The 24,215-nt window shown below is 43.6% G+C and carries 19 protein-coding genes; 9 read left to right on the forward strand and 10 right to left on the reverse strand.

All coding sequences use genetic code 11. The annotated features are described in order from the left end of the window. Positions 1 to 53: 53 nt before the first annotated feature. A complete protein-coding gene (locus tag MHN32_RS18360; RefSeq protein WP_102056873.1) occupies positions 54 to 887 on the forward strand; it encodes an SDR family oxidoreductase in 834 nt (277 codons plus the stop codon). A gap of 95 nt (positions 888 to 982) precedes the next feature. Here MHN32_RS18360 and rplT read toward each other — a convergent pair whose 3' ends face one another. From rplT to thrS, 4 genes are all read right to left on the reverse strand, one after another. Continuing rightward, positions 983 to 1,342, reverse strand: coding sequence for a 50S ribosomal protein L20 (gene rplT / locus MHN32_RS18365; RefSeq protein WP_010376973.1), 360 nt, complete (start codon positions 1,340 to 1,342; stop codon positions 983 to 985). A 15-nt stretch (positions 1,343 to 1,357) separates the two neighbouring features. Continuing rightward, a complete protein-coding gene (gene rpmI, locus MHN32_RS18370) occupies positions 1,358 to 1,558 on the reverse strand; it encodes a 50S ribosomal protein L35 (protein WP_010604868.1) in 201 nt (66 codons plus the stop codon). A 181-nt stretch (positions 1,559 to 1,739) separates the two neighbouring features. Then, complete coding sequence (gene infC, locus MHN32_RS18375) at positions 1,740 to 2,303, reverse strand: translation initiation factor IF-3 (protein ID WP_095729294.1); 564 nt, start codon at positions 2,301 to 2,303, stop codon at positions 1,740 to 1,742. A 56-nt stretch (positions 2,304 to 2,359) separates the two neighbouring features. Next, entirely contained in the window at positions 2,360 to 4,270 is a 1,911-nt protein-coding gene (gene thrS, locus MHN32_RS18380) for a threonine--tRNA ligase (RefSeq protein WP_095729293.1), read from the reverse strand. A 229-nt stretch (positions 4,271 to 4,499) separates the two neighbouring features. Here thrS and MHN32_RS18385 point away from each other — a divergent pair, with 229 nt between their 5' ends. From MHN32_RS18385 to MHN32_RS18400, 4 genes are all read left to right on the forward strand, one after another. After that, complete coding sequence (locus tag MHN32_RS18385) at positions 4,500 to 5,492, forward strand: endonuclease/exonuclease/phosphatase family protein (RefSeq protein WP_010604870.1); 993 nt, start codon at positions 4,500 to 4,502, stop codon at positions 5,490 to 5,492. A gap of 34 nt (positions 5,493 to 5,526) precedes the next feature. After that, positions 5,527 to 5,973, forward strand: a complete 447-nt coding sequence (locus MHN32_RS18390) for a DUF3010 family protein (protein ID WP_010604871.1) — start codon at positions 5,527 to 5,529, stop codon at positions 5,971 to 5,973. A 178-nt stretch (positions 5,974 to 6,151) separates the two neighbouring features. After that, positions 6,152 to 7,339, forward strand: a complete 1,188-nt coding sequence (locus MHN32_RS18395) for a hypothetical protein (protein ID WP_239422479.1) — start codon at positions 6,152 to 6,154, stop codon at positions 7,337 to 7,339. Between the two features lie 89 nt (positions 7,340 to 7,428). After that, on the forward strand, positions 7,429 to 9,273 hold the full coding sequence (locus tag MHN32_RS18400; RefSeq protein ID WP_102056876.1) for an ABC transporter ATP-binding protein: 1,845 nt from the start codon (positions 7,429 to 7,431) through the stop codon (positions 9,271 to 9,273). On the opposite strand, the gene MHN32_RS18405 is transcribed toward MHN32_RS18400, so the two are convergent. After that, a complete protein-coding gene (locus MHN32_RS18405) occupies positions 9,257 to 9,859 on the reverse strand; it encodes a TetR/AcrR family transcriptional regulator (protein WP_010604874.1) in 603 nt (200 codons plus the stop codon). The genes MHN32_RS18400 and MHN32_RS18405 overlap by 17 nt on opposite strands. Before the next feature lie 418 nt (positions 9,860 to 10,277). Here MHN32_RS18405 and MHN32_RS18410 point away from each other — a divergent pair, with 418 nt between their 5' ends. The 4 genes from MHN32_RS18410 (at position 10,278) to MHN32_RS18425 (ending at position 18,207) form a co-directional block, all read left to right on the forward strand. Continuing rightward, positions 10,278 to 11,450, forward strand: a complete 1,173-nt coding sequence (locus MHN32_RS18410) for an efflux RND transporter periplasmic adaptor subunit (protein ID WP_239422480.1) — start codon at positions 10,278 to 10,280, stop codon at positions 11,448 to 11,450. Positions 11,451 to 11,454: 4 nt separating this feature from the next. Continuing rightward, positions 11,455 to 14,628, forward strand: a complete 3,174-nt coding sequence (locus MHN32_RS18415; protein WP_010604876.1) for a multidrug efflux RND transporter permease subunit — start codon at positions 11,455 to 11,457, stop codon at positions 14,626 to 14,628. A 227-nt stretch (positions 14,629 to 14,855) separates the two neighbouring features. Then, complete coding sequence (locus MHN32_RS18420; RefSeq protein ID WP_239422481.1) at positions 14,856 to 16,574, forward strand: AMP-binding protein; 1,719 nt, start codon at positions 14,856 to 14,858, stop codon at positions 16,572 to 16,574. 190 nt (positions 16,575 to 16,764) lie between these two features. Further along, positions 16,765 to 18,207: a catalase gene (locus tag MHN32_RS18425; RefSeq protein WP_239422482.1), complete on the forward strand. Its 1,443-nt coding sequence runs from the start codon at positions 16,765 to 16,767 to the stop codon at positions 18,205 to 18,207. Between the two features lie 57 nt (positions 18,208 to 18,264). Here the strand turns inward: MHN32_RS18425 and MHN32_RS18430 are convergent, their stop codons facing one another. From MHN32_RS18430 to MHN32_RS18450, 5 genes are all read right to left on the reverse strand, one after another. Next, on the reverse strand, positions 18,265 to 18,711 hold the full coding sequence (locus MHN32_RS18430; protein WP_239422483.1) for a hypothetical protein: 447 nt from the start codon (positions 18,709 to 18,711) through the stop codon (positions 18,265 to 18,267). A 197-nt stretch (positions 18,712 to 18,908) separates the two neighbouring features. Beyond that, positions 18,909 to 20,246 carry an ATP-binding protein gene (locus MHN32_RS18435; RefSeq protein WP_239422484.1) on the reverse strand — a complete coding sequence of 446 codons (1,338 nt, stop codon included), beginning with the start codon at positions 20,244 to 20,246 and terminating at the stop codon, positions 18,909 to 18,911. Beyond that, the gene (locus tag MHN32_RS18440; protein WP_235368134.1) at positions 20,243 to 21,562 is read right to left on the reverse strand and encodes a sigma-54 dependent transcriptional regulator; all 1,320 of its coding nucleotides are present in this window, start codon (positions 21,560 to 21,562) and stop codon (positions 20,243 to 20,245) included. The genes MHN32_RS18435 and MHN32_RS18440 overlap by 4 nt, the downstream gene beginning before the upstream one ends. A 60-nt stretch (positions 21,563 to 21,622) precedes the next feature. Beyond that, positions 21,623 to 22,843 carry an FtsX-like permease family protein gene (locus tag MHN32_RS18445; RefSeq protein WP_174168802.1) on the reverse strand — a complete coding sequence of 407 codons (1,221 nt, stop codon included), beginning with the start codon at positions 22,841 to 22,843 and terminating at the stop codon, positions 21,623 to 21,625. A 2-nt stretch (positions 22,844 to 22,845) separates the two neighbouring features. Continuing rightward, positions 22,846 to 24,207: an ABC transporter permease gene (locus tag MHN32_RS18450; RefSeq protein ID WP_237115996.1), complete on the reverse strand. Its 1,362-nt coding sequence runs from the start codon at positions 24,205 to 24,207 to the stop codon at positions 22,846 to 22,848. Positions 24,208 to 24,215 lie beyond the last annotated feature (8 nt).

Below are 24,215 nucleotides of genomic sequence, written 5' to 3' on the forward strand. Positions count from 1 at the left end.
GATTCAACAAAAATTTGCAGTTAATCGCAGATAACCATAACTTTAGGGATCAAATGAGCGTACAAAAATCAATTTTAATCACAGGTTGTTCTAGCGGGATTGGTTATTACTGCGCTGTGCAATTGTCAAAAGCAGGATATCAAGTTATTGCTTCGGTTAGAAATGCAAAAGACTTGAATAAATTTGAAGGCACAAACATTCAATGTATTCTGCTAGATTTAGCATGTGAGCAAAGTATAAACGATGGCTTTAACCAAGCTTTGACAATCGCAAATGGTCAGCTAGACGCCTTATTCAATAACGGAGCCTACGGCCAACCTGGTGCGGTAGAAGACTTGCCTACAGACGTGTTACGGCAACAATTTGAAGTTAATTTTTTTGGCTGGCATACGCTCACCTGTCTCGCAGTTGAGCAAATGCGTAAGCAAGGCGCAGGCCGCATTGTTCATAACTCATCCGTGCTTGGATTAGTCGCACTGCCATATCGCGGCGCCTATAACGCGAGCAAATTTGCACTTGAAGGACTTACCGATACCCTACGCATGGAGCTCTCAGGTAGCAATATTCAAGTTAGCCTAATAGAGCCAGGTCCAATTTTGTCTAAATTTAGAGAAAACGCGAAACACGCCTTTTTAGCGAATATCGATCACGAAAATAGCGTACATCACGATGCATATCAGGCACAGCTTAACCGATTAAGCTCAGAAGAAGCTCCGCAAAAATTCACTTTGGGGCCAGAAGCTGTTTATAAAGTGCTGCAACACGCGCTGAGTGCTAAGACTGCAAAGCCAAGATATTACGTCACGTTTCCGACCTATTTGATGGGATACTTAAAACGAATATTGAGCAGTAAGATGCTGGATAAAATCTTAATAAAAAACCGCTAACGTTAGAGTTTATAACGAATATAAAACTAAAAAAGGAGCCAAAGGCTCCTTTTCAATACCAGGTTTAGTCCTAAGACTAATTCTAGTTCTGCTTATTAAGCAGCTAGACCATCTTTTGCTTTAGCAACTAGTGCTGCGAAAGCTACTTGGTCGTATACTGCGATATCAGCTAGGATCTTACGATCAATTTCAATCGATGACTTTTTAAGGCCATTGATGAAACGGCTGTAAGAAAGACCATTTTGACGTGCAGCTGCGTTGATACGAGCAATCCATAGTTGACGGAAAGTACGTTTCTTAGCACGACGGTCACGGTAAGCATATTGACCAGCTTTAGTTACCGCTTGGAAAGCTACGCGGTAAACGCGTGAACGCGCTCCATAGTAACCTTTAGCTTGCTTTAATACTTTTTTGTGACGTGCACGTGCAACTACGCCGCGTTTAACTCTTGCCATTTCTGATATCCTCTATTAAGCGAATGGTAACATACGATCGATTAGGCCTAGGTCATTCTTATGAACCATAGACTTAGCACGAAGGTGTAATTTACGCTTTGAAGATTTCTTAGTCAGAATGTGACGAAGATGCGACTGTTTACGCTTGTAACCGCCAGAAGCAGTCTTTTTGAAGCGCTTAGCAGCACCTCTGTGTGATTTTAGCTTATAAGCCATTTGCAATAACTCCGAATGATATTGCTTTAACACAATGTAAGTAGGCGGAGATAAACTCACTTGTAGGCCTAGCTTACTACCTAAAACCGGTGAAGGATCAATACCTTACTTTAGAACCGGATAACGCAGGTGGCGTTAGCACTTGAGACCTGCGTTAAATTCGATACGTATTATGCCGAGATTAAGACTTTTTAGCAATAGGTGCCATCATCATTATCATCTGACGACCTTCCACTTTTTTCGGGAAAGACTCAACAGATGCGATATCTTCCAACTCAGTCTTGATACGGTTTAACAGGTCGATACCAATTTCTTGGTGCGCCATTTCACGACCACGGAAGCGAATTGTGACTTTAGCTTTGTCACCACCCTCAAGAAACTTGCGAAGGCTACGTAGCTTAACTTGGTAATCACCAACATCAGTACCAGGACGGAATTTAACTTCCTTAACCTGAATTTGCTTTTGCTTTTTCTTTTGTTCTTTTTGGATTTTTGCTTTTTCAAAAAGGAACTTACCGTAGTCCATCACTTTACAAACTGGTGGTTCAGCGTTTGGACTGATCTCAACTAGATCTAGACCGGCTTCTTCCGCCATGTTTTGTGCGTCTCTTGTTGAGACAATGCCAGCTTGCTCGCCTTCAGCGTCAATTAAGCGAACTTCTTTCGCTGTAATCTCTTCGTTAATACGATTTTTCTGAGCGTTATTTTGCCCTTTTTTGCCGCCTCTAATGGTACGTTCCTCCAAAAAATTCAAAAGTAAATGCGTGCACCAGAAAAAGTAAAGTACACGCAAGTTTATATTTATAGTCGATTTTTAATCTCTTCGCTAACTTTCGCGATGAAATCGTCAACCGAGAATTTACCTAAATCTTCACCAGTACGGGTTCTTACTGCAACTTCTTGTTGCTCGACTTCTTTATCACCCACCACTAGTAAATAAGGTATACGTTTTAAAGTATGCTCGCGGATTTTAAAACCAATCTTCTCATTTCTCAAGTCGGCACAAGCTCTTATTCCAAGTTTATTCAACTTTTGTACAACTTCGTGGACATAATCGGCTTGTTTGTCCGTGATATTCATGATCACAACTTGCTTTGGTGCAAGCCAAGTTGGGAATTGACCAGCGTATTCTTCCGTTAGGATACCAATAAAGCGCTCTAGTGAGCCTAGAATTGCGCGATGGATCATAACAGGGGTTTTACGTTCGTTATTTTCCGCAACATATGTTGCCCCTAAACGGCCAGGTAGTGCAAAGTCTAATTGCACTGTACCACATTGCCATGCACGCTCTAAACAGTCATATAGCGTGAATTCAATCTTCGGTCCGTAAAACGCACCTTCCCCTGGTAAATATTCAAACTCGATGTCATTGGCTTTCAAAGCATCTGCAAGTGCAGCTTCTGCTTTGTCCCACATTTCATCTTCACCGATACGTTTTTCAGGGCGCGTCGATAATTTAACAACGATCTTTTCGAAGCCAAAAGTTGAATACGTATCATACACCATTTTGATACATGCTGATACTTCGTCCATGATCTGTTCTTCTGTGCAGAATACGTGCGCATCGTCTTGTGTAAATCCACGAACACGCATCAAACCATGTAGTGCACCAGATGGTTCATTACGGTGACAACAACCAAACTCAGCCATACGCAATGGTAAATCACGGTATGACTTTAGACCTTGGTTAAAGATCTGCACGTGACCTGGGCAGTTCATCGGCTTAATAGCATACTCACGTTTCTCTGACTCAGTCGTGAACATGGCATCTGAATACTTGTCCCAGTGGCCTGATTTTTCCCACAAACCACGGTCCATCATCAACGGACCTTTTACTTCTTCGTACTGATATTCGCGTAGTTTTTCGCGAACAAAATCTTCAAGCTCACGATAAATGCTCCAGCCATCATTGTGCCAAAATACCATGCCTGGCGCTTCTTCTTGCCAATGCCACAGATCGAGTGCTTTACCAATTTTACGGTGATCACGCTTCTCAGCTTCTTCTAGACGCTTAAGATACGCCTTTAGCTGCTTTTTGTCAGCCCAAGCTGTACCGTAGATACGCTGTAACATCTTGTTTTCTGAGTTGCCGCGCCAGTATGCGCCCGCCACTTTCATAATCTTGAAGTGGTGACAGAACTTCATATTTGGTACGTGCGGACCACGACACATATCAACATATTCTTCGTGGTGATATAAACCTGGGCGGTCATCTTTCGCGATATTCTCGTCTAGGATTTCCATCTTATAGGTTTCACCGCGTGCTGCAAATGCATCGCGCGCTTCTTGCCAGCTCACCTTTTTCTTTACTACGTCGTAGTCGGTTTTTGCCAACTCCAACATACGCTTTTCTATCGCTTCAAGGTCCTCTTGAGTAAGCGAATGCTCTAGATCAACATCGTAATAGAAACCGTTGTCGATAGTAGGACCAATCGCCATTTTAGCTTCTGGGAACAATTGTTTTACAGCGTGACCAATCAAGTGCGCACACGAGTGACGAATAATTTCAAGACCGTCGTCGTCTTTTGCGGTGATGATTTCAAGTGCTGAATCATTTTCGATGAGGTCACAAGCGTCAACACGAACGCCATTTACACGGCCAGCAATCGTTGCTTTCGCAAGGCCTGGACCGATGTCTTGAGCGACTTCTAGAGTAGTGACAGGGTTTTCAAAAATACGCTGACTGCCGTCAGGGAGAGTAATAACTGGCATGATAAATCCTATTTACAGTGGTGACACCTACAATGCATCACATGTATTTAATTAATTTTAAAGTGTGCCTATCAACGCTTTTACGAATAAGCATTGTCTTGCGCGAATTATCGCGGCTCATCCGAGGACTTTCGAATAAGAATCACTATTCTCGCGTGTTACTTGGCTAAGTGCAAGCCTAGAGCTAAAATTAATCTATTAATTTACAAAAACTATTTTGGGATTCTTCGTGGCCAAAAAGCGTTATCGGTTTGCAACCTTTAATCTACTAAATTTTGCAGCGCCGCCTTATTCTTTTTATCAACTTCATGAGCACTATAATGAAACACAGTGGCAAACCAAAACTCAGTTCATCACGGGACTCATTCAGCATATAAACCCCGATGTCATTGTGTTTCAAGAGGTCTTCTCACCTGATAGCTTACAGATGCTGTGCGAAGACTTAGGTCTTGTCCACTTTGCCACTGTAGATGCGCCAAGTCCTGATCACGTCTACCCGTCGGTACTGTTTAAACCCGTGGTCGCTATCGCATCAAAACTACCATTTAAATCCTTTGCGCCGTTAGAGCCCTGCCCCGAATTACTCGAATACCTTAATAATCAACATCAATTTAAATTCAATCGCACCCCGATAAAATGTAAATTCGACATTCCAGGCTTCGGGTTACTGGCGTGTTATGCCGTCCACTTCAAGTCTCAACGCGTGCATTCAATGGCCCACATGCTGGGAGATTCCAATCAAGATGACCCGCTACTTACATTGCTTCACGAAACCGTTGGTACGATGCAGTCGCAGATCTCACGTTCACTCGAAGCTTCCATCATTTATTACGATGCATTAAAGACACAAAGGGAGAAACAGGCTGCAACGTTAGTGATGGGCGACTTCAATGATGCGTTAGACAGCCCGGCATTATCTTTTATGACGCAAGCCTTTCCACCCGTCCTTGCTAGTAATGGCTTTGATAGTGTCGGATTGTTTGACAGTTTTCTTTACGCCGACAACAACCACAAAGAAAAACCAGCCAGTCATTACTATCAAGGTGAAGGTAACGTACTTGATTACATTCTTTGTTCAAAAGAGTTCAATCCCAACCGAGAAACGCCCAGGGTGAAGTCGTTACATTACTACAGTTACGATGCTCACCTTGATCCAAAGCGCATGGACGAAGATATTTGCTATTCTGACCATGCAGCGATAGCAATAGAAATAACACTGTGAGATAATTCAATTTTTGCATAATCTGGACACGAAAATGAGAACACTTGGGGTTGAAATTTCAGGCAGCGAAGCTCTGCTTTGTATGCTAACGAAAGAAGATGATGTTTTTGATATTAGAGACATTCGTCAGCGCCGCTTTACGTTAAGTAACCAAGGGACAGAACTTGATGAAATGCGCAAGTTCCAATTCGACTTTGCAAAACTAGTAGAAGATTACGGCGTAGATTCTATCGCCATTCGTCAACGCCCACACAAAGGCAAATTCGCAGGTAGTGCGGCTGGTTTTAAAATGGAAGCTGCAATCCAGTTAATTTCAGGTGTCGACGTGCAGTTACTTTCTGGCACTGAAGTAAAAGAGCAATTAAAAAGAAACCCAATTCCTGTTGACTATGAAGACACTGGGTTGAAAAAGTTTCAAGAGCAAGCTTTCATCAATGCCTATGTTTATATTCTTCGTAAAACATACGGCAAAGAAGAATAATCATATCAAGGGCCAGCAGTTACTTAGCTACTGGCCTTTTTATTTGCTTCCACATTTATGTCCTCTGTAAATAATTCAAATATAAAATACTTGTAAAAAATTTGCTTTTATTTGATTCAGCCCTCCGCGCTTTTATGCTATTAATATAACCGTAATAAACCGCAAGGAGTGGATTTAGGTGTTACCTCAACAATATGGAAAAGCCGTTATTTTTTGCGCATGTTCGCTGATATCCGTAACAGCATTAGCAAATTCAAGCGCTAACCCTGCTTCCTTAATCTTTGGTGTTAACTCAGATAAACGTGTGTTTGAAAACACACAGTCACTTGAAAGCCAAATTCCAGTCAAAGGGCATTTAGATAGCAGCTCAGCAAACATTCAATATGCAGCAACTTATCATTCTATTGTCGGCAATTATTTTGAAGCAGAAAAACTCACCTCTGGGGTGATCAACCCAGATATGTTGCTAAACGATTATCGGCTAGTTCCTGCGCTAGAAATCATAGAACACAAGGCTGCTGACACGCGTATCACTATGGTAAACGAGGCGTATCATAATGCTAAACACCGAGCGCTAACGATTGCCCTGTTGAAGCCTTTATATGAACAAGGCTATCGCTATCTTGCATTAGAAGCGCTTACCCCACAGGTAAGCGTTGAGCAGCAAATCAATAAACACGGCTTTACAACATATGAGCATGGGATCTACACCATGGAGGCGACTTACGCTAGCTTGATATTTGAAGCCAAATCGCTTGGCTACGAGATTATTAGTTACGATCACGACTCACAACAAGGTAGAGCCAAAGCCGCGGCTAAACACATAAAAGAAAAGGTATTTGATAACAATCGCGATGCAAAATTACTCGTTCACCTCGGATTTTCTCAACTAGATGAACAAAACCAACTGGCAAGTGAACTCAAGCAAACATTGAAAATTAATCCACTCACCGTTGATCAGGTTCGCTTATCTGAGGTTCAATCAGTGAGTGGCAATACTCCTTTGCTCCTCGCACGAGTAGCAAGCCAATCTCAGCACTACTCTTCAGACCCGCAAAGGTTTGATCTTTCTGTAACTTGGCCCAAAACCACTAAAATCAATAATAGGCCAAGTTGGCTCTCTTCAACGTTTGACTTACAACAACAATCACTCGGTGTATGTAAAAAGGTGTTTCCATGCTATTTAGAGCTGTCATTTTTTGTCGAGGAAGGTAATAAACTCGTCCCAATCGATAAAATTACAGTAGAAAAACCACATGATCAGGTCTATTTAAAGCACTATTCTACGCCACTGACTTTGAGTAGCTATAATGCTGTCACTGGTGAGCTCATTACACAAAAACTACTCAACCAAAAACAACTATAATCATTCGTGCAAATTGAGCACCAATCTGTGACTCGCGCGTTTCATACTATCAAGGTAGACTAGCTTCTGAACAAATTTAGGGACCATCCATGTATCGAGTATTTGAACGCTTTACCAAACCCTTTCCCGAGCAAGAAGTTGGTCAGCCACCACAAGGTTTGTTGGCTTTCTGTCGCTTCTATACTAAGGGAATGGAATTACCCTTGTTATTTATGTCGCTAAGTGCTGCGCTCCTCGCAATTTTGGAAGTAACATTATTTGGCTTTATGGGTGATTTAGTTGACTGGCTCTCCACTTATACACCACAAACTCTATTTGAAGCTAAACAAACCGAGTTAATTCGAATGTCTGTCATCACGTTAGTGGCGCTGCCACTGTTAGTCTTTTTTCACAGCGCCATTTTACATCAGAGTTTATTGGGTAATTACCCAATGGCTATTCGCTGGCAGGCACACCGCTACTTGCTAAAGCAGTCTATGACATTCTATCAAGATGAGTTTGCAGGGCGTATTGCAACTAAAGTGATGCAAACCGCCCTAGCCGTGCGCGAATCAGTCATGAAGCTACTCGATGTGCTGGTTTATATTTTAGTGTACTTCACCGCCATGCTCGCACTTGTTGCGAGCAGTGATATACGTTTGATGATCCCGCTAGTTATTTGGCTTGGCTGCTATATCTGTTTCCAATTCTATTTTGTTCCTAAACTAAAACGTGTTTCTAGTGAGCAGGCTGACGCGCGCTCAGAAATGACGGGAAGGATCGTTGATAGCTACACCAATATTTCAACCGTAAAGCTTTTCTCTTATACCAAACGAGAAGAAGAATATGCCAAAGACAGCATGGATGTGTTTATTCAACCTGTATATAAGCAAATGCGCTTAGCAACTAGCTTAAACGTTAGTATTCAAGCCTTAAATTATCTTTTGGTATTTTCCGTCGCGGCACTTTCCATCTACTTATGGTCTTTTAATGCGATAACCGCTGGTGCAATCGCAATTACAGTGGGTTTAGCCTTACGACTAAATGGTATGGCGCAGTGGATAATGTGGGAAATTAGCGGCCTATTCGAAAATATTGGTACGGTTGCAGACGGCATGAACACACTCTCAAGACCGCTTGATATTGTTGACCAACAAACAGCGCCACAGTTAGATTTTAAAGCCGGAAAAATCGACTTTTGTAACACTACCTTCGCTTATAAGCGTAAAGATGCAGCGAGACAACATAACGTCATCGACAACTTGAACCTACATATCAAACCTGGCGAGAAAATTGGTGTAGTTGGCCGCTCAGGTGCGGGGAAGTCGACCTTAGTGAACTTATTACTGAGATTCTACGATACCGACGGCGGCAGCATCGAAATAGATGGCCAAAATATTGCGAAAGTAAAACAGGAAAGCTTAAGACGTCATATCGCCATGGTGACGCAAGATACTTCTTTGCTCCATCGCAGCGTGCGTGACAATATTCTTTATGGTCGCCCTGATGCATCAGAAGAAGAATTAATAGCCGCAACAAAAGAAGCGCAGGCTTACGATTTTATCCAAGACTTAGAAGACAGTCACGGTAATACTGGCTTTGACGCACAAGTAGGTGAACGCGGTGTGAAACTATCAGGTGGCCAACGCCAACGTATCGCCATTGCCCGTGTATTACTAAAAAATGCGCCAATTTTAATTTTAGACGAAGCCACTTCAGCCTTGGATTCTGAGGTTGAGCAAGCTATCCAAGAGAGCTTAGATGCACTGATGGAAGGTAAAACCGTTATTGCAATTGCCCATAGGTTATCCACGATTGCACAAATGGACAGACTAATCGTTATGGATGAAGGTCGGATAGTAGAAGAAGGAAGCCATCAATCCTTGCTAGCTTTAGGTGGTATTTACGCCAAACTGTGGTCGCATCAAACCGGTGGATTTATTGGCGTTGAGTAACGCCATTACAAAATAGTGAGACCGCCTTTTCAACTAATATATCAAGCTCTGCTTCTGGAAGCGGAGCTTGCCATTTTATCGCGCGTTCCCAATAGCCTAGCTTTTTCAGTGCGCCCCAAAAGTACGCTGCGGCAAAGTCCGCATCAAAACTACCAAGACACCCTGAATTCGCAGCATCTTCGAACCATTGGATCATCGCGGCTTCACAATGACTAAACTTTTCATTTAAATTCTGTGCTTGCTCAAAACTACGCATCGATTCAATCATCACAATACGCGACAAACGCATATAATCCTCGTCATTCAACAAAGTCATTGCGCTTTTCGCAAGATGTTGCAGTTGCACTGAAAAGTCATAGTTTGGGATAAATTGTATCGCAGTTATCGGCTTAATTCGCTCAATTAACAGCTCAACAACGGCATCAAAGAGCTCGTCTTTGGTCGAGTAATGCTTGTATAACGTGCGCTTTGATACTTCCGCTGATTGACTGATCGACTCCATCGTCGTCGCCTGCAAGCCTTTTTGAGCGAACTCTTCTATCGCTGCACATAAAATTGACTGCTGTTTTGGTGAAAGTTGCGTCATTTACTTATTCTGTCTTTAATTAATAGTGGGAAAAGCGAGCCATTGATAGCTGCTACTCACATGGTCAGTTGTATACCGAGAATCACCTCTCTATACAGAGATAAGCCTTCTTCGTAATAAATCAACATTCCCTTTATTTTAATCAATAAAGTCGTTAATAAAAAGTACACATGATCGTATACCTAAATTGAAGAAAAGTACACGCAACCGTTTACCTTTTATTTCTTTAAGTATACACTACCGTTTACTTGTTTAATTGTCGAACAAATAGCCTTTACTTTGGTGTGGTTAAGGTATGAAATGAACTCACTTGACTGATTGCATCCAGTTGAGTGTGCGTTATTAAAGGCAAATTGCAAGGTAGTTCCCCGTCAAAGCCGGGGCAGCATAAAATGATAATATAGGAATTGGAGTGTTCATGTATCCAGCATCAATACGCAGTCGTGTTAAACACCTATCTTTTTTAATGCTCACGTTAGGCACTTTGTCAGCGTGTTCAGAAGCACCACAGCAAGGGGGCCATGCAATGCCACCTGCGCAAGTGAGTGTACAACAAGTTACTACTCAATCAGTGCCTTTCGATATCGAACTTCCGGCCACTCTCGCGGGTGATAAAGAAGTCGAAATTCGTTCTCGAGTTTCTGGGATCATCGAATCTCGCAACTTTGAGGAAGGTCAATTTGTAAAAGCTGGTCATTCATTATTCACCATCGAGCTTAAACCTTTTGAATTAGCGGTAGAAAAAGCGCAGGCAGCACTTCAGGCAGCAAAAGCAAACGTTGATCAAACTAAGCGCGAGAGCGAAAGGCTTGAGCGTTTGAAGAACGAGCGTTCAGTATCAAAGCGCGACTTTGATAACTCAGTATCGGCCTACGATATTGCAGTTGCGAATTTAGAATCTGCAAAAGTCGCATTGAGTGAAGCCAAGCTAGACCTTGAATACGCCAAAGTTGAAGCACCTGTTTCTGGTATTGTTGGTCGTGAACTGATGTCAGAAGGCAGTTATGTTTCTGGTCCGAGTGTACTATTAACTGAACTTACCGACATTAGCACCATTCGTGCTCGCTTCGGCTTTTCAGAGCGTGAGCAGCTAACAATGCGCCAAGATGTAGAAAATGGCTCATTGTCATTACCAGATCATAATGAATTTGATACCACGATTATTCTGCAAGACGGTTCACTATACGGACAAGCCGGTAAAGTAAACTTTAGCGACGTTCGGGTAAACCGCTTCACGGGTACCAGTGAGTTACAAGCTCGTATTCCTAATAAAAATGGCGAGTTAAGACCGGGTCAGTTTGTTCGAGTTAAACTCTCTGGTGCGGTACGCAATAACGCGATTGTACTTCCGCAAAGAGCGGTATTAGACAACGGCACGGGTAAATTTGTATACATTGCCACCAAAAATGAACAAGGCACAACCGTAGCCCTGCCTGCACCGGTCAAAGTTGGTGAGTGGGTCAAGCTTAATAATGAGAATATGTGGGTTATTCGCGAAGGCTTAACAGAAGGTCAACCTGTCATCGTTGAAGGCATGGCGAGGATCTTCTTCCCTGGTATGCCAGTGTCTGTGAGCGAGCAAGGGGAATAATCTGATGTTCTCCAAATATTTCATAAACAGGCCTATTTTTGCCTTTGTTATCTCTATCGTGATTGTACTTGCGGGCCTTGCTGCCATGCGCAGTTTGCCTGTTGCGCAGTATCCCGAAATCGCTCCACCTCAAGTTGAGGTACGTGCGGTATACCCTGGTGCATCAGCGGATGTATTAGAACAAACCGTTGCAACCCCTATCGAAAACGCGATTACGGGTGTTGAAGGCATGATGTACATGACATCAACCAGTACCAACTCCGGCGTAACAACTATTGCAGTAACTTTTGAGATTGGAACGGATGTTGATCAGGCTGCCGTAGATGTAAATAACCGGGTGAAGCAAGTTGAAGCTCGTCTCCCTGAAGAAACTAGACGCCAAGGCGTTGTGGTTCAAAAGACATCTTCTAACTTCTTGCAAGTACACGCGTTCTATTCGCCAGATGGAACTCGAGAAAGTCTCTGGACATCTAACTACGTCACCATGAATATCCTTGACCGCGTCAAACGCATTCCAGGTACGACTAACGTGCAGATCTTCGGTGCTAAAGACTATGCCATGCGTATTTGGTTGCGCCCGGATATTATGAGTCAATTGCAAGTCACAGCAGACGATATTGCGGGTGCAATTAGAGAGCAAAACTCTCAGTATGCTGCGGGTAGTATTGGTGCAACACCGACATCTCAAGACGCGCAATCGCTCGTTTATAGTGTCACCGCGAAAGGACGTTTATCGACGGCTGAAGAGTTCGAAAATATCATCGTTCGTGCAAACCCAGATGGCTCAACACTGCGCCTTAAGGATGTTGCTCGCGTAGAGCTTGGTTCTAAAGACTATAACTTCCAAGGTACTATTAACGGTAAAGAAGCGGTATTGCTCGGTGTATTCTTGCAACCGGGCGCGAATGCGCTTGACGTGGCTAAAGCAGTAGAGGCTGAAATTGAACAGATCAAACCTCAGTTCCCTACAGGCCTCGCCCACGTTAACTCTTACGACACCACACGCTTTGTAGAAGTCTCAATTCGCGAGGTGTTAAAAACGCTTGGTGAAGCAATGATTTTGGTATTCTTAGTGGTTTACCTGTTCTTGCAAAACTGGCGTGCAACGCTAATTCCAACGCTTGCAGTTCCGGTCTCGTTACTTGGTACATTTGCAGGTCTCTATATGCTCGGTTACTCGATTAACACGCTTACGCTGTTCGGCATGGTGTTATCGATTGGTATCGTGGTAGATGACGCCATTGTAGTACTTGAGAATGTCGAGCGTATTATGCATGAGCAAGGCTTGCAGGCTAGAGAAGCCGCAGTTAAAGCAATGCAAGAAGTAAGCGGCCCCGTAGTCGCGATTGTATTGGTATTGTGTTCGGTGTTTGTACCTATCGCTTTCCTCGGTGGGTTAACAGGCGAACTATTCCGCCAATTTGCGATCACAATCTCCATCTCTGTAAGTTTATCCGGTGTGGTTGCACTGACGATGACACCTGCACTTTGTGTATTGCTGCTTAAGCACGAGCACAAACAAGATGCCAAGTTTTTCTTGTGGTTCAATGACTGGTTCCATCGTGTAACCGGACGCTATGTTGGTGCGGTTAGCTTTATGGTTCGCCGTGGTTTTGTAGGCCTAACCTTAATGGTAGCGATGATTGGTGCAACGGTATTCCTGTGGCAAAAAACACCAAGCTCGTTGGTACCAGACGAAGACCAAGGTTACTATATGATAGCGGTGTTCTTGCCTGATGGCTCTTCGTTAGAGCGCACTGCTAAAGTGGCCGATGAAGTGATAGCGGCTGCAAAGTCAAACCCAGCTAACGAAAACGTCGTGGCGTTTACGGGGATGGACTTCATCGGTGGTGGCTTCAAAAATAGCGCGGCGACTATGTTCGTTACGCAAACACATTGGGATGAACGCGATGTGTCGGCGAAGGAACTTGTTGGTGAGTTATTTATGAAAACCGCGCATATTAACGAAGCATTAGTGCTGGCGTTTAACCCACCGCCAATTTTCGGCTTGGGTACAACAGGCGGATTTGAAGTCTTCTTGCAAAATAAAGGCGGCTCTGATCCCGCTAAATTGAAGCAAGGCATGCAGATGATCATGGCCGAGGCGCAGAAGAGCCCTATCCTTACAGGCATTCAAACGCTATGGCGTCCTGATGCACCACAGCTAAAAGTGCATATGGATCGTGAACAAGCGCGTGCCATGGGGGTTAATATCAATTCTGCGTTTAACGCACTTGCAGCCAATTTAGGTAATTACTACGTCAACGACTTCAATAAATTTGGTCGTGCATGGCAAGTGATTATGTCCGCTGAAGCCGAGTTTAGAATGACACCGGAAGATGTTGGCCGCATTTATGTGAAAAACAATCGTGGCGAAATGGTACCAATTTCTGCATTTACGGATGTTGAGTATAGTCGCGGTCCGGAAACCATGAATCGTTACAATAACTTATCTGCAGTTAAGTTAATGGGCGAAGCAGCACCTGGCTACAGCTCAGGTCAAGCTATCGCGGAGTTTGAGCGTATCGCCAACAAAGTGCTACCACCAGATATGACTTACGAGTGGACGGGTTCCGCGTTCCAAGAAAAGCAAAACTCTGGCACAACCGGTATTGCACTCGGCATGGCCGTGATCATGGTATTTTTGATCCTCGCAGCACTTTATGAGCGCTGGTCATTGCCATTCTCGGTTATGTTAGCGCTACCGTTTGGTACTTTCGGTGCCTTGGTCTCAATCTGGATCGCTGGGCTAACCAACGACGTTTACTTCCAAATCGGTTTGGTTACCCTACTTGGCCTTGCAAGTAAAAATGCCATTCTTATTGTCGAGTACGCACTCATGAAGTATCAAGAAGGATGGAGTCCAGCAACCGCTGCCCTTGAAGCGGCAAGACTGCGTTTTAGACCTATTATCATGACTTCACTTGCTTTCATACTTGGTGTAGTTCCACTGGTGATGAGTTCTGGAGCTGGCGCAGGAGCAAGACACAGTGTGGGTACTGGCGTAATGGGTGGTATGCTCTCGGCTACCTTCCTCGCAGTATTCTTCTTGCCACTATTCTTCTATTGGCTAATGGCAAGACGGATGTCAGAGAAGCGTTCTAAGCAAGAACTTTCAGATGAAATCGCGAAGCATCATAAAGATGAGCATGTCGATACAGATGAAGGATTAGCTTAATAACATCCCTTAAGTGAAACCACAAAACGCCTGAATTTTCAGGCGTTTTTTATACCCCAAAAAAGCTACTCTTGACCTTTCCACTACCTCACCATCACACACTTTATCACTAGCCATTAGTCGTAATTTCATGCTTTTCGTCCAAATGCACTTGATTTTGTCGACAATTAGGTTATCACTGATAAAGCATAATGATAAAAACTAGAGATCAACAGCAAGGACAAGATATGACAACAGAGAGCCAATTAATAAATGCAAGTGCACTTACAAAGAGTTACTTCAAAGGCCCCCAAGTAGCACCGCTTACTCAACTCACCATAGGGCAATACCTAGAAGATATTGTCGACAATTATCCAGAAAGAGAAGCCATTGTTGTCTCTCATCAATCTGTTCGCTTAAATTATCGTGAGTATCTCGCCAAAATAAATCAACTTGCCGCAAGCCTTTTAGCTGTGGGCATACAACCAGGGGATAGAGTTGGGATTTGGTCTCCAAACAATCTTGAATGGAGTCTAGTGCAATTTGCAACCGCTAAAATTGGCGCGATCATGGTGTGCATTAACCCAGCTTATCGTCCAAGCGAGCTTGAATACGTGCTAAACAACGTTGAGTGTAAGATGTTAGTTATGGCGAAATCATTTAAACATAGCCATTACGTTGACATGATAAGAGAGCTGGCACCAGAATCTTATGACTGCATGTTTGGCGAATTGTCTTCACAGCGCCTTCCCTCTCTCAAACAGATTGTGCTGATTGACGAGGATATTGAACCAGGTCTAATGAATTTCAGCACCCTGTTATCTAAAGCTAATGATGCCCACTATCTTGAGGCAAATGCGATTGCAGCCAACCTCAGTGCCAGCGACGCAATCAATATTCAATTCACTTCAGGTACTACAGGCAACCCGAAAGGCGCCACCCTCACCCACAGTAATATCCTCAATAACGGATTACTCGTCGCCAATGCCATGAAGCTCACAGAGCAAGACAAGCTTTGTATTCCCGTGCCGCTTTATCATTGTTTTGGCATGGTGCTCGGTAATCTCGTTTGTATCAGTAAAGGGGCGTGCGCTGTACTCCCTAACGATAGCTTTGATCCGCTTGTCACCTTAGAAGTTGTTGAACGAGAAAAGTGCACTGGGCTTCACGGTGTACCAACAATGTTTATCGCACAATTAGAGCACTCAGACTTTACACAGTTTGATCTATCTTCGCTGCGCACTGGCGTGATGGCAGGCTCTACCTGCCCTGAAAAGGTCATGCGCCAAGTACAAACCCAAATGCATATGACCGATGTACTCATTGGTTACGGGCAAACCGAGTGCAGCCCAATCAATAATATTACCGAAATCGATTCGCCTGTTGAGAAACGCGTGCAGACTGTTGGTCGCGCTATGCCACATACCGAGGTCAAAATTATTGACGAGCTAGGACATATTGCCCCAATTGGTACGCCTGGTGAAGTATGTGCCCGAGGATATTGCGTAATGAAAGGCTATTGGCAAGACCCAGAAAAAACGGGGGCAACTATTGATAGCGATGGCTGGCTACATTCTGGCGATTTAGGGGTAATGGACGACGAAGGGTTCGTTAGTATCGTCGGCCGCATAAAAGACATGATCATTCGCGGTGGCGAGAATATTTACCCCAGAGAAATTGAGGAAGTGCTTTATCATCATCATGATATTCAAGACGCCGCTGTATTTGGGATCAAAGACGAAAAATATGGTGAGGAAGTATGTGTATGGGTTCAACTTAAGCCCGGACACTATATTACGGAAGAGGATATTCGTATATTTTTAAAAGATAAACTCGCCTATTTCAAAGTCCCAAAACATATCAAGCTCGTTGAAAATTATCCGATGACAGTCACAGGCAAGCTACAAAAGTTCAAAATGCGAGAGCAAATGGAAAGTGAGCTTGATGCATTTGCCGAATCTCAGTAACTAAGATGAGTAAGTGGTGAGCAATATCCTAGCTCACCACTTACGTAGCTCTTACAACGCGTTTGAAAACTTTGCTCTGTAAAAATCACAATCACCGCTAAGCTACTACTCAACTAATTGTTTAAATTGAATTTTTCTTTGGTTCATTTCTTGCTGTTAGTTTCTAAATTTTATATGAAGGAAACGAGCAATGACCAAGTGTCCATTAACCACCACAGCTGGTAATCCAATCGCCGATAATCAAAATAGTCTTACCGCAGGTCCTAGAGGCCCATTATTGGTTGAGGACTACCAATTAATCGAAAAACTGGCGCATCAAAATAGAGAACGTATTCCAGAGCGTACCGTGCATGCTAAGGGATGGGGTGCGTTTGGAACATTTACGGTAACAAATGACATAAGCCGATATACCAAGGCAAAGCTATTTGCTGAGGTTGGTAAGCAAACCGACATTCTGATGCGCTTTTCAACGGTAGCCGGCGAAAAAGGGGCTGCGGATGCGGAGCGTGACGTAAGAGGTTTCTCGATAAAGTTTTACACTGATGAAGGAAATTGGGATTTAGTTGGTAATAATACCCCCGTATTTTTTGTCCGTGATCCGTATAAATTCCCAGATTTTATTCACACCCAAAAGCGCCACCCAAAAACCAACCTGCGTTCCAACACCGCGCAATGGGATTTTTGGTCACTGTCGCCAGAAAGCCTGCATCAAGTATTGATTTTAATGTCTGACCGTGGCTTGCCAACGGATGTGAGACATATGAATGGCTATGGCTCTCACACCTTTAGTTTGATTAACGAGGAAAACCAAAGAGTTTGGGTGAAGTTTCATATGAAAACCCAACAAGGCCACCAGCATCATACCGATGAAGAGTCAAAATCAGTAATTGGCGAAAGCAGAGAGAGTTTTCAAGAGGACTTGCTTGAGGCCATAGAGCGCGGAAATTATCCGAAATGGGATATGAAGATTCAAGTGATGACTGAAGCGCAAGCAAAACAGTTCCAACACAATCCGTTTGACTTAACCAAAGTCTGGCCGCATGGCGACTTTCCACTCATCGATGTTGGCACACTAGAATTAAATCGCGTACCAGACAATTATTTTGCAGAGATAGAACAAGCTGCATTTAGTCCGTCTAACGTGGTGTCTGGAATTGGATTTTCTCCCGATAAAATGTTGCAAGCACGCATTTTCTCCTATGCCGATGCTCACCGCTACCGACTCGGTACGCATTATGAGGCATTACCTGTTAATCGCCCAAAATGCCCTGTGCATCATTACCACAAAGACGGTGCAATGCGGTTCTTTAATAATGAACCTGGTGGTAACGAAGATGCTTACTACGAGCCTAACTCGATGGGAGGCCCAAAAGAGAGCCCAGAGTATAAACGCCCTGCTCTTGAGCTTGAAGGAATGGCGGATAGATACGACCACCGTAAAGACAATGATGATTTTTCACAGCCTCGTGCTCTATATTGCCTATTTGATGATGCCCAAAAGCAGCGCTTGTACGGCAACATAGCGCGCGCGATGGCGGGTGTACCTGAACATATCATTGAACGCCAACTTGGGTTATTTAAATCTGTTCACGAAGAGCTTGAAGCCGGTGTTAGAACGGCACTGAGTGAATAAGGTTAACTGCCTAATCTGAACAAATAGCTAGCACCTGAAGTGCTAGCTATTAAACGGCTAAATTTGTGACCATGCCTTTTTGGTTCCAAGCGCGTAAGCCCCTCCTATTACCAAACAAATTGAGGAACTCACCAGCCAAAATGTCATGCTGTTATCTGGGATCGTTGGCATGATAAAAACAAACCCAATTCCCCTTATTAAAAAGATTGCACTTATTACACACAGGGCGATTTTAAGCATAGGTAATTGTCGGATCCGTTTCGCCCCTGAAAACGCGTAGCATGACCAGAGCAGTAAAATCGTAGCGATAACGGCAGTGATAAGGTGAGGATAAATAAGCCCTTGCTCGGCCATAGTAGCCATTTCCTCGCCGGCACCGAAATATCGATACCAAGGTGCACCAAAAATAATGCAGCCAATATGCGCCACTGCCGCAATGGCTGTACACACACCCGCGAAGAGTAGAAAATGGTTGGTCGTTTGAGTTTTCGTGTTCAAGTTCATTTCCCTATATTGTCAACTTGCTTAAGTATCACTGTTCTGCCTTTGCCTGTCGATAGATATGCGCTCAACCGATAATATCTGTGGGTCGTGATTTATCTGGGCACAAATATTCCCGCGGCTTAAAGTGCGGCATTAGAGCCAAAAAGATCGCGGGGTGAACCCGCTCCTACCAGATATGGGTCAGTGTCATTACAACGCTATGCTTTTGGTGCGACGAGTGGTAAATCAAACTGCACCATTAAGCCACCTTTTTTGCGATTAAATAGCTTAAGTTGTCCACCGTGAGCAATCACGACTTCATTACAAATACTCAATCCTACCCCTGTGCCACTTGGTTTAGTAGAAAAGAATGGCAGTACTGCATTTGCAAGTTTCTCTTCTTCCATTCCCACCCCTCTATCCACGACTACAACAATGAGGCGTTGATAATCAACCAGCAGTTTAACGCCTATTTCTTCTATTTTAGATCCTGACTCATGGGCGTTCTTAACCAAATTAATCATCACCTGCTCTACCTGTATGGGATCAAAAAAAGCGCGCTCCAAGGGAAGTGCTGCCAGCAAAGTAAAGTCATAAAGCTTACTAACGGTATCAAGTAAGGGCTGCAAGGGTTGCTCTGTAATATTAGGAGCCGGTAATCTTGCAAATTCGCTATATTTAGCCACAAATTCACTCAAGTTCTCGGTACGGCGATTAATGGTTGCCAACATATCGGGAAGCAGTTGGATCAGGGCATGGTTTTGTTCTTTAACACTGCGCTCAACAATCGTGTTTGCGGAGTTAGTCAACGAAGAAATGGGTGCTAATGAATTATTAAGCTCATGACTTATCAGCCGAATGGCGTTTTTCCACAGTCCCACTTCTTGACGGCTCATTTCGCTGGATAAGTTTTGACACATTAACAATATATGTGGCTGGTGGTTGAGCGTTATGCTCTGCCTTGAAAAGTAATAGCTTTGCTTTTCATCATTGGCTTGAAAAGTCACAAACCCAGACTCTTTTTGTAGCAAAATAGTTTGCAGTTTAGGATCTGCATTCGCAATGGCATGATGCAGTACTAGGCCGCTTAACGACTTGTTGTTATTAAGTAATTTTCCTGCTTTATCATTGGCATATACAACCTGATCAAATTGGTTTAGTAATAAAATAGATACCGGTGACACCTGCAAAATAGTATCGAGTAGTAACTCCCTTTGGCTGGTGGCGTGGCGCTGCTTTTTTAGTGTTGTCGATAAACGATTATATTCCAAAATTAGATCAGACATTTCTATGCTTTCAAAATGTGTAATTTGAACTGAAAAGTCTTGATCTTTAAAACTGCGGATCCCGTCCGTTAAGCAATCTATGATCCGCTGTTGGCGAGAGAAAAAGTAACTGATACCGACAACGCCTACTACCGCCGCAACAAGCAGCCCCACCGGAATTGCCAGAGTAAATGGTATTGCAAATAAAGCTGCCAGCCATAGAATAGCCGCAAACACCAATAGCGATACAAATAGGCATGCAGACACCGCTGCTTGAAGAGACACCGTCATTTTAAACCAAACTTCTCCATTCTCCGGTATAGTGCTTGCCGACTTAATCCAAGCTTTCTTGCGGCTTTACTGACTACGCCATCAGCGCTGTCTAATGCAGCTTCGATATCTGCTTGTGTATATTCAAGCGGCTCTTCATGTTGTGGTATTTGAATTGCTAAATGCTCACACTCAATTTCTTGCCTAGGACTCAGCAACACAGCACGGCCTATGGTGTTTTCAAGCTCCCTGACATTTCCAGGCCACGTGTGGTGCTTTAACTGCTTCATAGCTGCGTTACTCAAACTCTTATTGCTCGGTAAAAAGTGATCCACTAACACGGCAATATCTTCTTTTCGCTCAGATAGTGGCGGCAATTTAAGCTCAATCATATTGATCCGATAATACAAGTCTTCTCTAAAAGTACCTGCGCGAATGGCCTCTGGTAAATTACTGTTGGTGGCACTGATCACCCTAACATTTACCCTTTTCGTGACCGTGCTGCCAACGCGTTCAAACTCACCACTTTGTAAAACCCTTAGCAATTTTTGTTGCCCTGTCAAAGACAAGTTGCCGATTTCATCCAAAAACAAGGTGCCACCGTCGGCCGCTTCAAAGCGCCCAGCCCTCGATTTTTGTGCACCTGTATAAGCACCACTTTCAACCCCAAATAACTCGGCCTCAATGAGGTCCGCCGGAATGGCCCCCGCATTCACTTTAATAAAGGGTTTATGTTTATAGCTGCTATTGGCTTGTACGATTTCTGCAATTTTCTCTTTTCCAGCGCCGTTTGGTCCTGTGATCAGAATTGGTGCATCGGAGTGCGCAACCTGCGTCGCCATTTCAAGCAAGCTCAACATGGCCGGATCGGCAACCACCACACCACACAGGTCGTATTGCGCTTTTAGCTTTTGTAATCTGGCATTGCGCTGATTAGCAGCGCTACTTACTTGCTCTTGTAGTTCTCGCATTTCGAGCAAGTTTTTCACTGAAGTGACGAGTTTATGATCTTTCCAAGGTTTAGCTAAGTAGTCTGCTGCACCATCTTTAATTAGCTCTACCGCCATTTCAAGATTCGTCCAAGCGGTCAGTAAGATGATGGGTAAGTCTGGCTCTAAATCTCGAATAGCTTTATACAGGGCTTTACCTTCCGCGCCGCTGGTGGTGTCTCGGGTAAAGTTCATATCTTGAATAACTAAGTCGAACTGTTTGCTACGAACCTTCTCTAGGCCCAGCTGCGGAGAGGTAACACCTTCACACGGAATATCATTGAGTAACAAAAGGACTTTAATGGCTTGAATTACATCCGGATTATCGTCAATTACCAATACACTCATGAACGCTTTTGATCCTAATTTGTAGATTTAGCCCCTTTCGGGGCTTTGTTGTTTTTATTATTAACTCGATTTAGTTACTTGTGCCGGCGACACTTTCGCAGCTTCTTTGGCAGGCAGGTACACTGCCAATGTACTCACAAGCCAAGTAAAAATAGCTACCCCAACCAATAACGGGATCTCTACCACACTTTGCACGCGAACATTATTCATCAAAAAATAGTAAAGCAAAATCGAGAGACCAAAGCCTAGCACTAAACCGATAAAGACTAAAATTGTATTTTCTTTAATTAAAGACCACATCACTTTGCCTTTAGATGCCCCTAACGCACGAAGTACACCATGATCTTTCTTTCTTAGGCTAACAGAAAAGCTGACAAGTGCGACAATACCAAGCGCGGTGACCACGCATGCTATGATGCTTATACCTGCCATGGTGAGTGCAAAGGTGCTACGGCCATCCCACAAACGTTTTTTTGCCCTAGCAACAAACTCTACTCGCTCAACCATTCGTCCGCTGGTGTGATACAGTGCCGTTTCAACTTCTTCTAGCACTCGCTCAGACACACCTTTTTCAACCCTGACTAAATAATTTGCCCGTTGACGGTTACCCCATATGACCTCAGGTACAACCCCTGAATTGTAGTGTTGTTGATTGTACGTTGCGCCTTCCCCAAGCATTTTACCTTTATAAACACCAATCACTTGATGTGGAATGCGTTGTCTTGAAATATACACCGTCTGCCCAAGGGCAGAGTCACCACCAAATAAAGACGTGGCAAGGTCGTCACTTATCATAATAACGCCTGCATTTTTTGTTGCCTCATCACCTTTTATAAATTCGCTGGCATAAAATCTCCGCCCCTCAACAAGTTCAAGCCCAAGTACATCTACCCCTTTTTCATCCAAGCCAAAGTAGCCGAACACGCTGTAATCCGTTTCTGGTTGGGTATCTTTAAAAATAGTCCATCCAGGGCCTAAGCTGTTTAATACCAGCTCTCTACCAGCATAAGATGCGGCAACGACCCCAGGCACATTTTCAATCGCTTGAATATCCTTTTCTATAAGTGACTGCACGTCTACGGAGGTATCAAACACACGCGTCGTTACATTGAGAATTTGTTGCTCTTCCAACTTTGAAGGAATTAGCCAGTTTTGCAGCGTTGCATAGCTGATAAACGCGGTATTGCTGACAATCATCACGGTGATCGCGATTTGTAGAATAATTAACAGCGCAATACTTTTTTGTTTTAAGATCAGTTTTAAAATATGTTTAATCGCCATACTTACCCCCTTAACTCTGCAGCTGGTGATACACGGCTACTACGATATACCGGATATAATCCAGATATCCCAACCGCCAAGAAAATACCTATGGTGGTCAAAAGTGCCAGCTCACCATCAAACTGATAGATTTGACGAACCTGCTCGGCAAATGCCATATAATCCGTCTGATACATACGCAAATGGAACATCAACTCGAGTCCTGCAAATGCGAGTACAAAACCAAGCAACACAGATGCAACTGTGAGCATCAAGATCTCTAAAAAGTGAATTTTCATTATTACCCCACGGTTTGCACCGAGGGCTCGGTAAAGGGAAATAAGCTTACGATTGGCTTGGAATTTGGCCAGTAGGATCCCCACAGTGTTCACTAGACAAATGGCAAATAGTAAATATGAAAACGTTAGGTAAATGGCTTCCCATGCCATAAAACGCTGGATCAAAATATAGAGCTCACCCATGCTATAAAAATCGGTGAGATTGTTGTGTTGAAAACGGCCAACCACTTGCTGATTTGCAGTATAGTTATTCAACCAAGTTTTTAGCTCTGCAAGATGTGCCACCCCCATATCATTTTGGTACTGGAACCAAACCGTCAAATAACCACATTCAGCACTTTTCAGCATGTCGATACTGCCGCTACGCGGGTTGGTTGCGGTGTATAAATCGTCGGTTCTACACGATACTTGCCCTGTTCTTGGAAAGTTTTGCGCATAGGCATAATTTAGCGGGATAAATGCATCGTGATTGTAATTATTACTAAAGCTCAAATCTTGGAAACGACGTTTATAATTGCTCAAATCAACCACGCCCACGACTTGTATTTGTTCGCCTTGAACTTGAATAAACTGCCCGACAGAATTCGCCCCACCAAAAAGATGGTCATTAGCGTTTTTACTGATCACAGCGACCGCTTCACCACTTTGCTGGCTTTGTTCACTCCAAGAAGCTCCGTGGATAAACGGCGCATCTAGTACACTAAACATTTCTCTATCTGTACCAGAAGCTTCTACACTAATAGGTCTAACTGAGTTATCCGCCAGCCCCACAATAAACTCTGTGGTGTAGTTAAATGATAGATGCTCGTATGGTAAATCCGCTTGCTTAAGCGCCTCTGCATCTTGATATGTCCAGCGTGGAAATTGGTTAAAATCGACAACGTCTTGGTCGCCATCAAAAAAATTTAGGCCCGCGGTGTACAAGTGATCTCCCTTATAACCAATCACCTCACTGCTGCTTTGTTTTACAATGGCTGACATCGTCAACATCAAGGTGATCCCAACTGCAAGGTTGATCACCATCAGTGCGCTTAGCTTGGGTTTTTGCTTTAATCCCTGCCAAGCTAATAGTATTAGCTCTTTCATCGCTTACT

It is taken from the genome of Pseudoalteromonas sp. Of11M-6 (assembly GCF_022347905.1).
Classification (GTDB): Bacteria; Pseudomonadota; Gammaproteobacteria; order Enterobacterales; family Alteromonadaceae; genus Pseudoalteromonas.

Excerpts from the sequence above, each read along its gene's own strand:
- MHN32_RS18410 (WP_239422480.1), top strand. The coding sequence starts at position 10,278 with ATGTATCCAGCATCAATACGCAGTCGTGTTAAACACCTATCTTTTTTA.
- rplT (WP_010376973.1), bottom strand. The coding sequence starts at position 1,342 with ATGGCAAGAGTTAAACGCGGCGTAGTTGCACGTGCACGTCACAAAAAA.
- MHN32_RS18400 (WP_102056876.1), top strand. The coding sequence starts at position 7,429 with ATGTATCGAGTATTTGAACGCTTTACCAAACCCTTTCCCGAGCAAGAA.
- MHN32_RS18440 (WP_235368134.1), bottom strand. The coding sequence starts at position 21,562 with ATGAGTGTATTGGTAATTGACGATAATCCGGATGTAATTCAAGCCATT.
- MHN32_RS18425 (WP_239422482.1), top strand. The coding sequence starts at position 16,765 with ATGACCAAGTGTCCATTAACCACCACAGCTGGTAATCCAATCGCCGAT.
- MHN32_RS18415 (WP_010604876.1), top strand. The coding sequence starts at position 11,455 with ATGTTCTCCAAATATTTCATAAACAGGCCTATTTTTGCCTTTGTTATC.
- MHN32_RS18390 (WP_010604871.1), top strand. The coding sequence starts at position 5,527 with ATGAGAACACTTGGGGTTGAAATTTCAGGCAGCGAAGCTCTGCTTTGT.
- MHN32_RS18360 (WP_102056873.1), top strand. The coding sequence starts at position 54 with ATGAGCGTACAAAAATCAATTTTAATCACAGGTTGTTCTAGCGGGATT.
- thrS (WP_095729293.1), bottom strand. The coding sequence starts at position 4,270 with ATGCCAGTTATTACTCTCCCTGACGGCAGTCAGCGTATTTTTGAAAAC.
- MHN32_RS18450 (WP_237115996.1), bottom strand. The coding sequence starts at position 24,207 with ATGAAAGAGCTAATACTATTAGCTTGGCAGGGATTAAAGCAAAAACCC.
- MHN32_RS18430 (WP_239422483.1), bottom strand. The coding sequence starts at position 18,711 with ATGAACTTGAACACGAAAACTCAAACGACCAACCATTTTCTACTCTTC.
- MHN32_RS18435 (WP_239422484.1), bottom strand. The coding sequence starts at position 20,246 with ATGACGGTGTCTCTTCAAGCAGCGGTGTCTGCATGCCTATTTGTATCG.
- MHN32_RS18405 (WP_010604874.1), bottom strand. The coding sequence starts at position 9,859 with ATGACGCAACTTTCACCAAAACAGCAGTCAATTTTATGTGCAGCGATA.
- rpmI (WP_010604868.1), bottom strand. The coding sequence starts at position 1,558 with ATGGCTTATAAGCTAAAATCACACAGAGGTGCTGCTAAGCGCTTCAAA.
- MHN32_RS18420 (WP_239422481.1), top strand. The coding sequence starts at position 14,856 with ATGACAACAGAGAGCCAATTAATAAATGCAAGTGCACTTACAAAGAGT.
- MHN32_RS18445 (WP_174168802.1), bottom strand. The coding sequence starts at position 22,843 with ATGGCGATTAAACATATTTTAAAACTGATCTTAAAACAAAAAAGTATT.